At 43.7% G+C, this 15882-nt stretch carries 10 protein-coding genes and 1 pseudogene; 4 read left to right on the top strand and 7 right to left on the bottom strand.

The features are described 5' to 3' along the window. Positions 1-782: 782 nt before the first annotated feature. Positions 783-1253: a molybdenum cofactor biosynthesis protein MoaE gene (locus F6K64_RS14725; protein WP_287265686.1), complete on the bottom strand. Its 471-nt coding sequence runs from the start codon at positions 1251-1253 to the stop codon at positions 783-785. Positions 1254-1682: 429 nt separating this feature from the next. On the opposite strand from F6K64_RS14725, the pseudogene F6K64_RS38900 reads away from it, so the two are divergent. The 4 genes and pseudogenes from F6K64_RS38900 to F6K64_RS14710 form a co-directional block, all read left to right on the top strand. Beyond that, positions 1683-4535: pseudogene (locus tag F6K64_RS38900) on the top strand (PAS domain S-box protein); the annotation flags it as partial. Continuing rightward, complete coding sequence (locus F6K64_RS38895) at positions 4527-6251, top strand: PAS domain-containing sensor histidine kinase (protein ID WP_131827381.1); 1725 nt, start codon at positions 4527-4529, stop codon at positions 6249-6251. The pseudogene F6K64_RS38900 and the gene F6K64_RS38895, both read left to right, overlap by 9 nt. Before the next feature lie 321 nt (positions 6252-6572). Further along, complete coding sequence (locus tag F6K64_RS14715; protein ID WP_008186031.1) at positions 6573-7004, top strand: response regulator; 432 nt, start codon at positions 6573-6575, stop codon at positions 7002-7004. Positions 7005-7226: 222 nt separating this feature from the next. Next, positions 7227-9119, top strand: a complete 1893-nt coding sequence (locus F6K64_RS14710; RefSeq protein ID WP_502708038.1) for a hybrid sensor histidine kinase/response regulator — start codon at positions 7227-7229, stop codon at positions 9117-9119. A 286-nt stretch (positions 9120-9405) separates the two neighbouring features. On the opposite strand, the gene xth is transcribed toward F6K64_RS14710, so the two are convergent. The 6 genes from xth to F6K64_RS14680 all read right to left on the bottom strand — a co-directional run bounded on the left by xth (position 9406) and on the right by F6K64_RS14680 (position 15862). Beyond that, positions 9406-10194, bottom strand: coding sequence for an exodeoxyribonuclease III (gene xth / locus F6K64_RS14705; RefSeq protein WP_287251384.1), 789 nt, complete (start codon positions 10192-10194; stop codon positions 9406-9408). A 292-nt stretch (positions 10195-10486) separates the two neighbouring features. Next, positions 10487-11542 (bottom strand): P-loop NTPase family protein, encoded by a 1056-nt coding sequence (locus F6K64_RS14700; RefSeq protein ID WP_008186039.1) that lies wholly within the window; start codon positions 11540-11542, stop codon positions 10487-10489. 902 nt (positions 11543-12444) lie between these two features. Further along, positions 12445-12729: a hypothetical protein gene (locus F6K64_RS14695; RefSeq protein WP_287265683.1), complete on the bottom strand. Its 285-nt coding sequence runs from the start codon at positions 12727-12729 to the stop codon at positions 12445-12447. After that, the gene (locus F6K64_RS14690; RefSeq protein WP_008186043.1) at positions 12689-14506 is read right to left on the bottom strand and encodes an ABC transporter ATP-binding protein; all 1818 of its coding nucleotides are present in this window, start codon (positions 14504-14506) and stop codon (positions 12689-12691) included. The genes F6K64_RS14695 and F6K64_RS14690 overlap by 41 nt, the downstream gene beginning before the upstream one ends. Positions 14507-14705: 199 nt before the next feature. After that, positions 14706-14912, bottom strand: a complete 207-nt coding sequence (locus F6K64_RS14685; protein ID WP_287262769.1) for a hypothetical protein — start codon at positions 14910-14912, stop codon at positions 14706-14708. A 14-nt stretch (positions 14913-14926) separates the two neighbouring features. Beyond that, the gene (locus tag F6K64_RS14680) at positions 14927-15862 is read right to left on the bottom strand and encodes a hypothetical protein (protein ID WP_008188033.1); all 936 of its coding nucleotides are present in this window, start codon (positions 15860-15862) and stop codon (positions 14927-14929) included. Positions 15863-15882 lie beyond the last annotated feature (20 nt).

Raw genomic sequence — 15882 nt, 5'->3', positions numbered from 1 at the left:
ACTTGAGTAAAGTGGAATTAGAAAAAGCGATCGCTCAATCACTAAAACGATAAGTAGATAGAATTTAGAATTTAGAATTTAGAATTTAGAATTTAGTTGTAGGGTGGGCATTGCTTGAAATCAACCCCCAACCCAGGCAGAATTCATCTGAGCAATGCCCACCAACCAGGATACCTTAGGCCTGTTTCCAACTCCCAAACATTCTGGAATTTACATCAGTCTTTGCCCACCCTAGGGTATTGGTGGGCATTGCCCATATCATTGATAGCTGTTCAATCATGATATTCCGAGAGCAATGCCCACCCTACAATTTTACTTGAGTAAAGTGGAATTAGAAAAAGCGATCGCTCAATCACTAAAACGATAAGTAGATAGAATTTAGAATTTAGAATTTAGAATTTAGAATTTAGTTGTAGGGTGGGCATTGCTTGAAATCAACCCCCAACCCAGGCAGAATTCATCTGAGCAATGCCCACCAACCAGGATACCTTAGGCCTGTTTCCAACTCCCAAACATTCTGGAATTTACATCAGTCTTTGCCCACCCTAGGGTATTGGTGGGCATTGCCCATATCATTGATAGCTGTTCAATCATGATATTCCGAGAGCAATGCCCACCCTACAATTTTACTTGAGTAAAGTGGAATTAGAAAAAGCGATCGCTCAATCACTAAAACGATTAAAACGATAAGTAAAAAAGTTGGTGCTACAGGGAGCTATTCTATAATTCTTCATTCTACATTCTACATTCTACATTCTTCATTCTTCATTCTTCATTCTTCATTATGATTGCTCACACGCCCCAATACTGACCCAAGTGCTGGAACCATCATCCCAATGCTCTTTTTTCCAAATCGGAGCATTATGCTTCAAGGTGTCAATAGCATATTTACAAGCTGCAAAGGCTTCTGAACGATGAGGACAGCCAATAGCGACTAACACGCTAATTTCCCCAATTTTTAAGCGACCGATGCGATGATGGATTACCACCCGATTCACATCAGACCATGAGGCACGAATCTGGGCAGCAATTGAGGAAAATACCCGTAATGCCATGGGCTCATAAGCTTGATACTCTAATGCTACCACTGGTTTCCCATCAGTCTGATTACGGACTGTGCCACTCATCATCACCACAGCTCCATTAGCCGGATCTTCAGCAAGGGCGTAAAGTTCTGATAGGGATAAGGGAGCGATGGTGATTGAAAAACTATCTACCGTTTGCTTTTCAGTGATCTTGGGCAGGGGAGTCATTGCCTGAGAATTCTAAGAAGTGTTAAGATTAGTAACAAATTCAGCTATAATATAGTTTATTTATATTTGTTGGTTGGATTTAATCAATACCCAACCTTAGCCCCATGTTCCGATTTGTTTAAAATACTTTAAAAATTAGGAGCAGGTGCTCTAAATTCAGATAGTATACCTAAATAATATTCAAATAATATTAAATTAAATCAGAAGTTTTTTCTCTGACAAGGGCAATGATGGCGTTGTGGAGGGCTATTTCTCAGTAGCCCACAAACATCTGCCGTTAATCCATTGATGCTACCTATCCTTAACCTCAAGCTAATTCAAGTCAAGCTCATCCTAGCTGATCAGTGATCAGTCTTATCGTCTTGAGCAACAGCCAACCTAGGGCTGATCATAACTAGGGCTGATTATAACCCGTTTGGAGATTATTTGATGGCAGGAGGAGAAGAGGCTGATGAACCAGCAAAGCTGGCAGCCCAAAACTCTTATAAAAGAATTACTGACCCTGAGCTCCAACAGGCGTTTGATGATGTCACAGCATTAGCCGCACAAATTTGCCAAACGCCCATGGCTCTGATTACCCTGATTGACTGTTACTGTCAATGGTGTCAGTCTAATCTGGGCTTAGATGAAACGTCAATAAGTCAAAATACCTTTTTATCCGGCCATCGGATTGAGTCAGCTGAGGTATTGGTAGTTCAGGATACCCTGGCTGATCAACGGTTTGCCACTGATCCTTTAGTTACTGCTGAGCCTCATATTCGGTTTTATGCTGGAGTTCCCCTAATTACCTCTGAGGGATACCCTCTGGGAACACTTGCCGTAATCGATCAAGTGCCAAAGGAACTTCAGCCACAACAGTTAGCGGGATTACAAGCCTTAAGTCGTCAACTGATCAGCCAACTGGAGCTAAAACAACAGTTAGCGGATTTACAGCAGCCTCAGTTAGAAAACCAAGGTTTTGAACCTGAATTTACCCAGGTTGACCAAGAACTGCTGGATTTTTTAGAAAATGGCTGCGTTGGTCTCCATTGCGTGGATAGCAATGGCATTATCCTGTGGGCTAATCAGGCAGAGTTAGATCTGCTGGGTTACAACGCCGACGAGTATATCGGTCACCACATTGGTGAATTTTACCCGGAGCAAGAGGTAATTGAAGATATCCTGGCCAGACTAACTGCTGAAGAAACCTTAAAAAACTACGAAGCCAGACTCTTGTGCAAAGATGGCTCGATTCGCCATGTGCTGATTAACTCTAATGTCCTCTGGAAAAATGGCAAATTTGTCCATACCCGATGTTTTACTCGTGACATTACTGAATGGAAACGGATCCAGCAAGAACGCGATCGCTTTTTTGACCTCTCCCTGGATTTGCTGTGTATAGCTGGTTTCGATGGCTACTTTAAGCGCTTGAGTCCTTCCTTTACTAGCACCTTGGGTTACACCGAAGCAGAACTAAAAAGCACCACGTTTTTCAATTTTGTCCATCCCGATGACCGAGGAGCAACCAGGGCGGAAATAGAACAATTGGGGACTGGCATCCCTACTGTCTACTTCGAGAATCGCTATCGCTGTCAAGATGGGTCTTATAAATGGCTAGCCTGGGCTGCTTATCCAGTAGTGAACGATGGTTTAATTTATGCGATCGCACGGGACATTACCGAGGCCAAACAAAAGCAAGCCAGCCTCGAAGAGAGTGAAGCTCGCTTCCGGATGATGGCTGATCATGCCCCAGTAATGATCTGGATGTCAGGCACTGATAAACTTTATAACTTTTTCAATCAGCTTTCGTTGAACTTCACCGGTAAGACCCTCGAACTTGAATTGGGCAAGGGCTGGGCTGAAGGGGTGCATCCTGATGACCTAGAGTTCAGCTTCAATACCTATATATCTGCCTTCGACGCCAGAGAAAATTTTCGCATGGAGTACCGCTTGCGACGTAGGGATGGGCAGTATCGTTGGATATTAGATATAGGCACTCCCCGATTTACCCCCAATGGGGACTTTGCCGGTTACATTGGTTCTTCCATTGATATCACTGAGCGCAAACAGGCGGAAGAGGCCCTGCGTAGACAGGGTCTGATTTTTGAGAGTATCTTCGATGGGATCATAATCACGGACTTAGCCGGTAGGATAATTGATTGGAATCCTGCTTCAGCGCGAATATTCGGCTACACCAAAGCTGAGGTATTGGGTAAAACTGCAGGGATTTTGCACCGACCGGAAGAGGCGGCTGTTCTAACCGAGCAGATTATCCAGGAGATGACCAGTTCGGGACGTTGGTCTGGGGAGATTCACTTTATTGGCAAAGATGGCAAGTGTGGGGTGTGTGAAACGGTGGTAGTACCTCTTTATGATCAGCAAGACAATATGGTGGCAACCATTGGTCTAAACCATGATATTACCGAGCGGGAGCAAAATCAGCAGCAATTGTATCAGAGCGAGGCTCGCTATCGCGCTATTGTCGAAGATCAAACAGAACTCATCTGTCGTTTCCGTCCTGATGGAACTCTTACTTTTGTCAATGGTGCCTACTGTCGCTATTTCAGCAAGTCAGAGCAAGAGTTGATTGGGCAACGGTTTTTGCCATTGATTCCCGATCAGGATCTCAAAAGGCTAGAACAGTGTATTACTTCTCTAAGCCCGGAGAATCCGGTAGAAACGGTTGAACACCGGGTGATTATGCCCACAGGAGAGATTCGCTGGCAGCAGTGGAGCGATCGTGCCATCTTTAACGAGCATGGTCAATTAATTGAGCTCCAGGCAGTAGGGCGGGACATTACTGAACACAAGCACGCAGACGAGCAACTTTTGCAAAAGTCTCAGGCTCTGGAAACCTTCAGTAACAACCTCAAACACCTACATCGGCTGAATACCACCAATTACCAAAACTTTGACTTGCTGTATACTGACTATCTGGAGACGGGTTGTGAAATTTTAGGCATGCCCACTGGCATTATTAGTCAAATACACCTTAATTCCTACACCATCCTGTCGGTCAGGTCTGATCTAGAAGGGTTAGTCTCTGGCTCAGAGTTTGAATTAAAAAATACCTATTGTGCTGTAGTCGTTCGCGAAAAAAAGACCATTTCCTATACTCATGTAGGTGAGATGGAGCTAATGCATGCTCATCGAGTCTACCAAACTCTAAAACTTGAGTCCTATATCGGGACTCCCATATTTGTCTATGGTGAAGTCTACGGCTCCCTCAATTTTTCCTCAACCCAGGTCAGAGAAAGGGATTTCCAGCCTCACGAACGGGAAATTGTAGAATTAATGGCTCAAAGTCTTGGTCGATTAATTGCAGCTCATCAAGCGGAAATAGAGCGCCAACAGGCAGAAGCTGCACTGCTCGGTAGTGAATCGACCCTGCGTAGTTTTTTCAACAGTTCCGCACTATTGATGGGGGTCGTGGAACTGTTGGATGATGACATCCTGCATATTTCTGATAATAACAGTACAGCGAATTTTTTCGGGACTACACCCGAGGCCATGCAGAATCGGTTAGCCAGTGAGTTGGGGGCACCCAAAACTCATATCCATCGGTGGATTACCCATTACCGAGAAAGCCAACAAAGCAATCAGCCCATTTCCTTCGAGTATGATCACACCACTGAAACCGATACCCGCTGGTTATGCGCCACTGTATGCCCAATTCCCGACACAACCACTCCTCGCCCCCGATTTTCCTATGTGGTGGATGACATTACTGAGCGTAAGTTAGCAGAGCAAGAACTCAAGCGCCAAAATCAGCGATCGCAATTGTTTTCAGAAATTACCCTGAAAATCCGCCAGTCTCTACAACTGGATCAGATTCTGCAAACGGCGGTTACAGAAGTGCAACAATTTCTCAAGGCTGACCGAGTTGTACTGTTCCAACTGAGTTTTGATGGCTGGGGGAAAGTGCTTCAAGAAGCAGTAGTACCTGGTTGGCCAATCATGCTCGGACAAAGCATCGAAGATCCTTGCTTTCATGAAGAGTACCTGGACCAGTATCGTCAGGGAAGGGTTAGCAACATCTGTGACTTAGAAAAATCTGATATCCAAGCTTGCCATGTAGAAATGCTGCAACAGTTTGGGGTAAAAGCTAACCTAGTGGTGCCAATTCAGCAACAAGACCAACTTTGGGGTTTGCTCATTGCCCATCAGTGTTCGAATCCACGACAATGGACTAACTTTGAAAGTGAATTGTTGCAACAACTGGCCGACCAAATTGGTATTGCCTTAGCCCAAGCCCAGCTTTTAGGAACAGAAACCCGTCAGCGTCAGGAACTTGCCCGTTCTAATGCTGAACTGCAACAGTTTGCCTATGTAGCATCCCACGATCTACAAGAACCCCTGCGCAAGATTCAGGCATTTGGCGATCGCCTTCAGACAAAGTATCATGAACAGTTAACGGAGCAGGGTCAGGACTACCTGGAACGGATGCAGAATGCTGCAGCACGGATGCAGGTGTTAATCAATGACTTGCTTAGCCTTTCCCGGGTGACCACCAAGGCCAGACCTTTGGTTGCGACTAATCTGGCTCAAGTGGTGCAAGAGGTACTCTCTGATTTAGAACTACGTATCCAGCAATCTGGTGGCGTAGTGGAAGTCGGTGAACTACATACTATTGAAGCTGATCCCCTGCAAATGCGTCAACTGTTGCAAAACCTGATCAGTAACGGACTTAAATTCCGACCAGAACCAAGAGGTAACCTCGTTAAAATTTATAGCCAACTGCTTCAGGAAAGTTTTCCCTTAAGTTATGGAGGCGCAACCGTTAATCAGCGTTGTCAGATCATAGTCGAAGACAATGGTATTGGGTTTGACCCCAAGTATGGCAATCGCATTTTCCAAACCTTTCAACGGCTCCATGGTCGCAGCGAATATGAAGGAACCGGCATCGGTCTAGCTATCTGCCGTAAAATTGTGGAACGCCATAATGGTAGCATCATGGCAGAGAGCACACCAGGACAGGGGGCTAAGTTTATTGTTAGGGTGCCGATTAAACAAAATTGAAGCTGGAAGATTGTTCGCGTAGCGTGGCCGAAAGGCCAAGGTGAAAGGTGAAAGGTGAAAGGTGAAAGGTGAAAGGTGAAAGGTGAAAGGTGAAAGGTGAAAGGTGAAAGGTGAAAGGTGAAAGGTGAAAGGTGAAAGGTGAAAGGTGAAAGGTTAAATAATGAAAACATACTAGTAGTTGAGTGACTAATCCATAAAATACTTCAAATTTACACCTTTATACTTCATAACCCCTTCATAATGCCTTTATAATTCCTTTATAATTTTTGGTCGAGGAGATAATGCTGAGTGAATGAAAGCCGAAATCCCGTGATAATTTTAATGGCAGATGATGATCCGGATGATTGTCTATTGGCAAGGGAGGCTCTGTTAGAGAGTCAGTTGACCGATGAGCTATACTTTGTCAGTGATGGCGAGGAATTGATGGATTATCTGTATCACCGTGGTAAACACAGGCAGGCGAGCATGTCCCCTCGTCCAAGTTTAATCCTACTGGATTTGAATATGCCGAAAAAAGATGGTCGTGAGGCCCTCAGAGAAATTAGGGCTGATCCTAATCTACGAGTTATACCAGTTGTAGTGCTGACTACCTCAAAGGCTGAAGAAGATATCTATCACAGTTATAACTTAGGAGCAAATTCTTTCATCGTTAAGCCTGTCACCTATAGTTCCCTAATTGAGGTGATGGAAACGTTAAAAAAGTACTGGTTGGACATCGCCGAATTGCCCCCCGAAGGGAATAGATTGCCCTAACAGACTACCATGAGTAAATACTCACAACCGCCAGCTGAACGTTCTGATGTTTCTACTGATGTTTCTACTGTATCACTAAAAACTGATCCACTCAGGACTATTTCCAAAACCGACCCTCATCAATGTTCGTTGATCACAAAGCCAGCAAATTGCTTACCCTTTTCAGAACTCAGAACTCACCACCCTCGACTAATTTCCTTCGATTCCTCTGGTGCCAGACCAATGTACAACCCTTTGGTTAACGTATTACTCGTTGATGATGACGAAGATGACTATATTATAACTCGTGATTTACTGTCGGAAAACCGGAGAGCTAGATTTAGCTTGACTTGGGTGGCAACCTATGCTAAGGGCTTAGAAATGATTGGTCAGAACCACCATGATGTTTATCTACTGGACTACCGTCTTGGTGAGCATAATGGACTTGAACTCCTAGGTGAAGCCATTGCCAGGGGGTGTACAGCACCGATTATCCTCCTAACTGCTCAGGGAGACCATGAGGTTGACATGGAAGCCATGAAAGCTGGGGCAGCAGATTACCTGGATAAGAGTCAACTTAGAGGACCTTTACTAGAGCGTTCCATCCGCTATGCCCTTGAGCGCCAGCAAGCGCAACAAAAAATTCGGGAACAAGCAGCGTTGTTGGATGTGGCAACCGATGCCATTCTGGTTCGGGATCTAGACAATACTATCTCATTTTGGAATAAAGGAGCGGAGTGTCTATACGGTTGGCAGGCAGCAGAAGTGATTGGAAAAAAAGAGCATCTACTGCTGTACGAACAAGCACCAGCTGACCTAGCCGAGGCAGACCAAAGTGTTGCCAAAACAGGGGAGTGGTATGGTGAGTTGAATCAAGTCACCAAAGATGGCAAAGAAATTATTGTTGAAAGTCGCTGGACTTTGGTGCAAAATCCTCAGGGACAGGCCAAATCAATCTTGATTGTCAATACTAATATCACTGAAAAAAAACAACTGGAAACCCAGTTTCTCCACGCTCAGCGCATGGAGAGCATGGGTACCTTAGCTGGGGGCATTGCCCATGATTTGAACAACTTATTAGCTCCTATTCTAATGTCAGCTCAACTGTTGCAGCTGAAAATCTCAGATCAGCGGCATTTGCAACTCCTAAAAACTGTAGAGAATAATGCTAGGCGGGGGGCTGGTTTAGTCAAGCAAGTTTTATCCTTTGCTCGGGGTATTACAGGTCAACGAACGGTTTTACAAGTCAGGCATTTGATTCGGGAAATTCGCCACATTATCCTAGAAACATTTCCCAGATCCATTGAATTGTCTACGGATATAGACCCCAATCTTTGGTCTGTATCTGGGGATGCCACACAACTGCACCAAGTTTTGATGAACCTCTGCATCAATGCTCGTGATGCTATGGTTGATGGTGGAACGTTGACATTGTCTGCTCAAAATATTTTTTTAGATCCAAACTATGCCAGGATGCATATTGATGCCGATGTCGGTCCCTACATTGTGGTGACCGTTGCTGATAGTGGCATTGGTATTCCCCTGAAAATACAGCCAAGAATTTTCGAGCCATTTTTCACTACTAAAGAAATCGGTCAAGGTACAGGACTGGGTTTGTCTACTGTCAGAGGTATTGTGAAAAGTCACGGCGGTTTTGTAAATGTGTATAGTGAATTGGGCGTAGGTACTAACTTTAAAGTATATTTGCCAGCAGTAGAACACTTCCCAATTCCTTCCGAGGAAGAACTAGAACTACCGACAGGAAACGGTGAGTTGATTTTAGTGGTGGATGACGAAGCTGCTATTGGTGAGATTACCAAGACTTCCTTAGAAAACTATGGCTATCGGGTGATGACTAGCAGGGATGGTAGGGAAGCGATCGCACTCTATAGGCAACATCAGGATGACATTAGATTGGTGCTGATGGATATGATGATGCCGGTTATGGATGGACCAACAACCATCCTTCAATTGCGAGAAATTAACTCGCAGCTCAAAATTATTGGCATCAGTGGGTTGCCTATCAGTGATAAAGTCGATGCGGCGGCTGAAGCTGGGGTTAAGACCTTTTTGTCTAAGCCTTACACCGCTAAGGAATTATTGCAGGCTATTGATGGTGTGCTTAAAGGTAGTTAATTGTTATATAGCAGTTGTCAATTTGGTGAGTACAAAGTTATCGGTTTTAGGGAACAGCGGATCTGGGAACAGCGGATCTGGGAACAGAAACATTTCTTAACCTTTACTTCGACTGCTATAATTATTAAGTTTAATGGTTAATTATTTATTTCAGTTGTGTAAGCATTCAGCTATCAGCTATCAGCTTATGCGCTAAAGATGGTGCTACTTGAGGTGCTTTTATTCAAAAGCTGACGGCTGACGGCTGATAGCTGATAGCTGAATGGCTTTTGCCGTTAAAACTTGACTATAAGTTAACGATTACAGGGGAATGGTCGCTAGGTTTATCTAGTTTTCTCGGTTCTATGTCAATGGTACAACTAATCGCTTGATTGTAAAGATTGGGGGTTAGGTAGATATGGTCAATCCGCCAACCCCGATTACCCCGAAAGGCACGGGTGCGATAGTCCCACCAACTAAAATTACCCCCTTCTTTGGTAAATTTGCGAAAGGCATCCCCTAAACCTAGGTCTAAGACAGATTGTAGGGCTTGACGTTCTACTGGGGAAGCCATGATGTGCTTTTCTTTGCCTTTAGGATTATGGATATCCCGGTCTTCTAGGGCAATATTAAAGTCCCCACATACACAAAGTTCATGGGACTGTTCTTCTAGGATACTGTGTAAATAGTCCCGCAGTATCTTCAGCCAACGCAGCTTGTAGTCGTACTTCTCACTGTTGACCGAAGCCCCATTGGGAACATATAGGTTAACAATGCGGACGCCGTCTACTGTAGCGCTAATCACTCGCTTTTGTTCATCTAGGTCCCCCACCTGAGCTGTATCCAACACGGCAGCAAAGCCCATACTTACGTCTGTAGCTGGTTTCCGGCTACAGATGGCTACACCGTTATAGGATTTTTGCCCAGAAATATAAAGGTAATAACCCAATTCTTCAAAAAGCGATCGCGGAAACTGGGCATCAACTACTTTAGTTTCTTGCAGGCAAAGCACATCTACTTGGGTACGTTGCAACCAATCTATTACTTGAGCTTGGCGACTCCGAATTGAGTTGACGTTCCAGGTAGCGATTTTCATTAGTCCTACAGCTGATTAAATTTAGTCCAAAACAGACAGCAACTACCTCTACACCAGCATTGGGGAGCAAGATATATATGCCTTCCACTCAGACATCAAAACCAGAGTACCATAGTTTTCAAGAGGCGAGTTTAGGCGTAAATTCGCCAGATATTACGTCGGACAGATGACGCTAATCCCCTTCAACTAAATTGAAGGGGTTGATTACAGTTTTTGATAACAGTTGATTAGGAGCTTGAAGTTTTTTTGAGTAATGGATAATGGGGCTTTGGGTAATTTATTATATTACCTGTTACATTTTGCCTTGTATAAATTGGTGTTCTGCCACCAACCTCCCTAACTCAGGCAACAAAGCCAAGTTACGAGGTCGCTGGAGACGATAAACACTACACTGATTGGCAAGCTGAGCACACTGAAGAAGATGGGATGCTTTCTCAGAGTCAAATAAACTGTTTAGACGGGAGTGATGGGATAGTTCCATCACCGCCTCCTGAAGTTTCAGACGCTTAATACTCAACTGTGAACCTGAAACCAGTACATAGATGCACCGGATTGGTAGTAGCGCTTGGGTAAAATCCTGATTTAACAGATAGCCAGGTTTATTTAACTTCGGTACCAGCAGACCCAGCTTATCCTGGTCATATCCCAAAACCTTAGCTACTTCTCGACTTAGTTTAATTTGAGGAAAGCTAGGAGCAACTTTCGCTTTCCCCTGATCCAATCTCACAGGTGCAACATCATCAGTGATGATTCTGTATCCCTGAGTATGGAGTGCAGCAGCAATTGAAGACTTACCTTCACCGGAATTACCCAAGAAAACAACCGCACCACCATTAATATTGACTACACTGGCATGTAGCACCAACAATCCCCGCTGATAAAGCAGAATCGCCATCACAGTTCCCACTAGAGCCGTTTGAATGCGGCTCAGGCAGGCTCCTGCTGCGGGAATGATTATAATCGTGTTTCCCCCCTGTACCAGAAACAGCCCTGTGTCTTTGAGATAAATCACTGCCTCATCTCGACTCAACTGGAAAGCCATCGGCTGCTGGATAACTTCCTTTGGAATGTAGTCACTGATTTTGCGATTCGGCGATCGCGTAGCGTGGCCTACGGCCTCAGCCGACGCTACGCGAACGCATCCCGTACTGTAATCATTACTCTGAATGTGAATCGTAACATCACACTCTACTTCTGCTGGGATAAACTCTGGGATTGGTAGCGCCGAGTGGATTCCCAAACCATAAGCAACATAGGAAAACAGCTTTTGCTTGTTGCCACCCAAGGCTTTGCAATCCACTGATTGGCTGTCAATTTCGGAGATATCGCCAACTGAACACTTAGACATTGTCTTAGAGATTGTGCCATCCAAACTCATAATTAATTTCTCAAATAACTATTGCGCGTAGATGCAATCACTAGAAACTGATGCAGTAGTTTCTTGACTCCCCTTGATGAGCCATTGCAGTTCAGAAATTACTCTGGCATCCGTTGCTCAAGCCTAATTGTAGGGGCCCAAGGCTTGCTCCCTCACTATATGTAGCTAAGTTTTAGCTATTATGGTTTAGTAATTAGCTTTTTCAGCTTAAAATCTAATTATCGTTAATAAAGCCCAATAAATTGCTGAAATTATTAAGATTAATTAATTACGCAATAAAAACGTAAAACCAAGTCTTTTATATTTCAATAATCCCCCTAAATCTACCTTAATAAGGGAATTGAGGGTTTTCATTAGTGATTTGAGATATAGTACTGGTTCCAAATACCATTCTAAAATTTGGTTCACAGTCCATAGCTGATCAATCTAATGGCAGATTTTCACCCCGGTAGCATTTAGACTATCTTCAACGGATTTAGCTTGATAATTTTAGCCCTTCAAGTCAATTAAACTGTATCCTAATTAATCGATTTTTTCCACAAATACCTAAAATTTTAATAAAACTTAAATTCTTTACCAAAATAAAAATTATAAAAATCAGCTAAAACAATTAGCCATTATTAGAGATTTTACAAATGATTTGTAAACCGAGATCGTGATTTTTTTATAATTAAAAAAACTCGGTATTCTTTACCCCTGTTAGCAGATACCGAGTTCCGTGTTACCTAAAAGGTTTAATTTTATGTTCACATCTCAAATGGAAATGTTATAGCATTAGCTAGGGAGTAGGGAGTAGGGAGTAGGGAGTAGGGAGTAGGGAGTAGGGAAGTCAGAAGGTAAGCATTCAGCAGTCAGCAGTCAGCAGTCAGCGGTCAGCTTATTTTATTCAAAAGCACCGATTGCGCTACTTGAGGTGCTGCGCGAACAGTACCGTGGCACAGGCTAGAAGCCTGTGACCCATAAGCTAATAGCTGATAGCTGATAGCTGATAGCTGATAGCTGATAGCTGATAGCTGATAGCTGATAGCTGATAGCTGATAGCTGATAGCTGATAGCTGATAGCTGATAGCTGATAGCTGATAGCTGATAGCTGATAGCTCACTGCTTACCTTCAAGTTAGCGATAATTTTTAGCCTGAGTTTCAAACAAATGGGCATAAGTACCATCTAACTGCATCAGTTCCCCATGGGTACCGCTTTCTACAATTGAACCTTGGTCCATCACATAGATTCGGTCAGCCATTTTTACAGTAGATAAGCGATGGGTGATCAGAATAGCAGCTTGATCTTCGATCAGTTCGCGGAATTTCATAAACACCTCGTATTCTGCCTTAGGATCCATAGCAGAGGTAGGCTCATCTAATACAATAACCTGAGAGTCTCGTAGAAAAGCTCGTGCTAAGGCTATTTTCTGCCATTGACCAATACTAAGTTCTTCCCCTTGGTCAAATAATTTCCCCAGCATGGTATTATACCCTTGGGGTAAACTAGTGATAACGTCATCAGCACCAGAACGACGAGCAGCATCAATAATAGTTTCGTGATCTCGTGGCAAATCAATGTCCGCTAACCAGATATTTTCCTTAGCCGTAAAATTATATTTAGCGTAGTCTTGGAAAATCACACTGATTTGGCGGCGTAAGTCAGCTATTTTAAAATTGCGGATATCAATCCCATCAATGGTGATGCTGCCAGCGGTTGGATCGTACAAACGACACAAGAGTTTAATTAAGGTTGTTTTACCGGAACCGTTTTCTCCTACTAGGGCGATAGTTTCCCCTGGTCGCACTGTAAGGTTAATGTTTTTAAGTGCCTTACGAGTTGTAGTACCGTATTGGAAACTAACATGATCGAAAACAATACCACGGCTCATGGAGTGGGGAATTGGTTTGGGATAAGTTGGTTCAACAACGTTAGGTTTTAGATCCAGAAATTCGTAGAGGTTAGCTAAGAATAAATTATCTTCATAAAGACCAGATATACTAGTTAGTAACGCTCGAATATTATTTTGTCCCCGCTGCAACGCTTGGTGATACAGCACTAAATCTCCTAAGCGCAAATCTCCATGGACAGTTTGATAGACAATAAAGCCATAGACAGAAAAGATTAACATTCCTGCAACGGCTTGAGCACAAAAGTTAGCAAAGGATCGTCCAGTAGCAATGGCTACTTTTTCTTTATAAAGTTGCTCTCGGATGCGACGATACCAGTCAGTAAAGAAAACCCCTAAATCAAACAAGCGAATTTCTTTAGCAAACTGGTCTGAGGTTAGCATATAACCCAAATACATGGATTGCCGTTCCATGGGTGTTTTTTTGCGCTGCCAACGATAGATAACCCGAGAGTATTTTAGCCGCACCACCATCGCGGGCATGGCAGCAATAAATAAAATCCCAGCAATTCCCCAATGGAGGGAGAGTAATAAACTCACCATCGCCAACAAGGAAATACTATTTTGAGCTATCTGTGTGAGACGATTTAGGACTCGGGGCGGTCGGTAGGGCGCTTCTTGTTGAGCTCTTTGTAACGTATCGTAGTATCGGGCATTTTCGTAGTACTCCAAGTCAGCTTCTAGGGATTTATCATGAATAATCCCTTGCATGTAGTCAGTCACTCGCTGAGAATGAGCAGTATTGACTACTTCAGCTAAGGAGTTGCAAAGAGTAGTGACAAGTGTAACTGTACCGGCTAAGATTAGGAAAAGTAAAACATCACGAAAGACGGCTTGTTTATCAGCAGTAATGAATCCGTCAGTTACTGTATCAATTATTAGTTTGGTAAGATAAATTGATAGTAGAGGTAATATCCCCTGAACCAGCAAAAGTCCTACGCGAGCTCCTGTCCAAAAGGGACTGCTTTGCCAGACTAGACGCAGTGCAGGCAAAAGGCGTAATGTTTGCTGGATTTTTGTTCTTAAGGTTTTGCCTGCTCCCATTTTTTGTGTTAAGGTTTAGTTGGTTAAAGGTTGAAGGTTAGTTGGTTAAAGGTTGAAGGTTAGTTGGTTAAAGGTTGAAGGTTAGTTGGTTAAAGGTTGAAGGTTAGTTGGTTGAAGGTTAGTTGGTTGAAGGTTGAAGGTTAGTTGGTTGACGGTTAGTTGGTTGAAGGTTGAAGGTTGAAGGTTAGTTGGTTGAAGGTTAGTTGGTTGAAGGTTGAAGGTTAGTTGGTTTAAGGTTGAAGGTTAGTTGGGTTAAGGTTACTTGGTAAAAGGCGTGAAGCTTTACTAGACCTCTTATAAAAGTATTGTCTTCATGCAGTCGTGAAGGTAAGAAACCACGCCAGTGCTGATCTGATTCCCTATCTCCCCATCTCCCTATCTCCCCATCTCTCCACACTTCCCACACTTCCCTCTCTTGTGCTATTCCCTGTTCCCGACTTCTGCAAGAACTTTAGTGTTGAGGGTATGGTTTTTACTACGATCAGAAGTAGTTAATTCTTCGATATCTTTCTCCACCAAGGCCACTAGATCAGGAAGTTCCATCAGATTAGGCTTTCTGGTGAAGCGACAGATAGATACAGTCTTAATCAGACTGGCGCACTGACGCAGATGAGTACTAACACAGTCTGGAGCAATTAGCACATCTACATCACGGCTATGACGGACTACTTCAGGGAAAGCTTGTTGAGGCGTTAGCTTGGTAATCTGATGTTGGTCTCCTTTGGCCAATACATAGAGCCGCTTCAGGGGTACAGCAGTGCGTTGAAACCCATCAGTGAATGTGTAGGAAAGCTTTGGTGCGTTTGGGTAAAGAGGAGGTAAGTTATTAGAATTGTGTCCTAGAGAATCTGCTGCTGATGGCCAAAGTTTAATCTGAGGAAAGCTAGGAATAATCAAAGGATAACCGTCATCAAGGTTGACAGGCATGACATCATCAGTTATAATCTGATAACCTTTACCATGAAAGGCTCCTGCTAAGGTGGATTTACCCCAGCCTGACCCACCCATGAATGCGATCGCTTGATTGTTGACCACAATGCTGCTAGCATGGAGTACTAGCAATCCGCGCTGTCGCAGCACCACAGACATACAAGCTCCAAGGATGTTAGGGCTGAGCTTAGAGTTGTCCGCTCCTGTCACAGGTTCGATAGTAATCTCTCGCCCATCTTCAATCAAAACCTTTGCTTTGCCATGCAATTCCCCAACAACACGGTTGCTCCAATTAGCTGTTTCTGGAGGAAGATGACTCAATTTCCCGAAACGTATGATCACATCAGGGGATCCATCAGACTCGATCAGCTCGAGTAAGGGAATCTCTGAGTGAATACAAAGGTTGTAGGCCGTATAGATGTACATAATTGATACTTAGGAGCAGG

It is taken from the genome of Moorena sp. SIO3A2 (assembly GCF_010672265.1).
GTDB classification, from domain to species: domain Bacteria; phylum Cyanobacteriota; class Cyanobacteriia; order Cyanobacteriales; family Coleofasciculaceae; genus Moorena; species Moorena producens.
The sequence above is the reverse complement of the archived record's forward strand: the minus strand, read 5'-3'. Positions and strand labels throughout refer to the sequence as shown.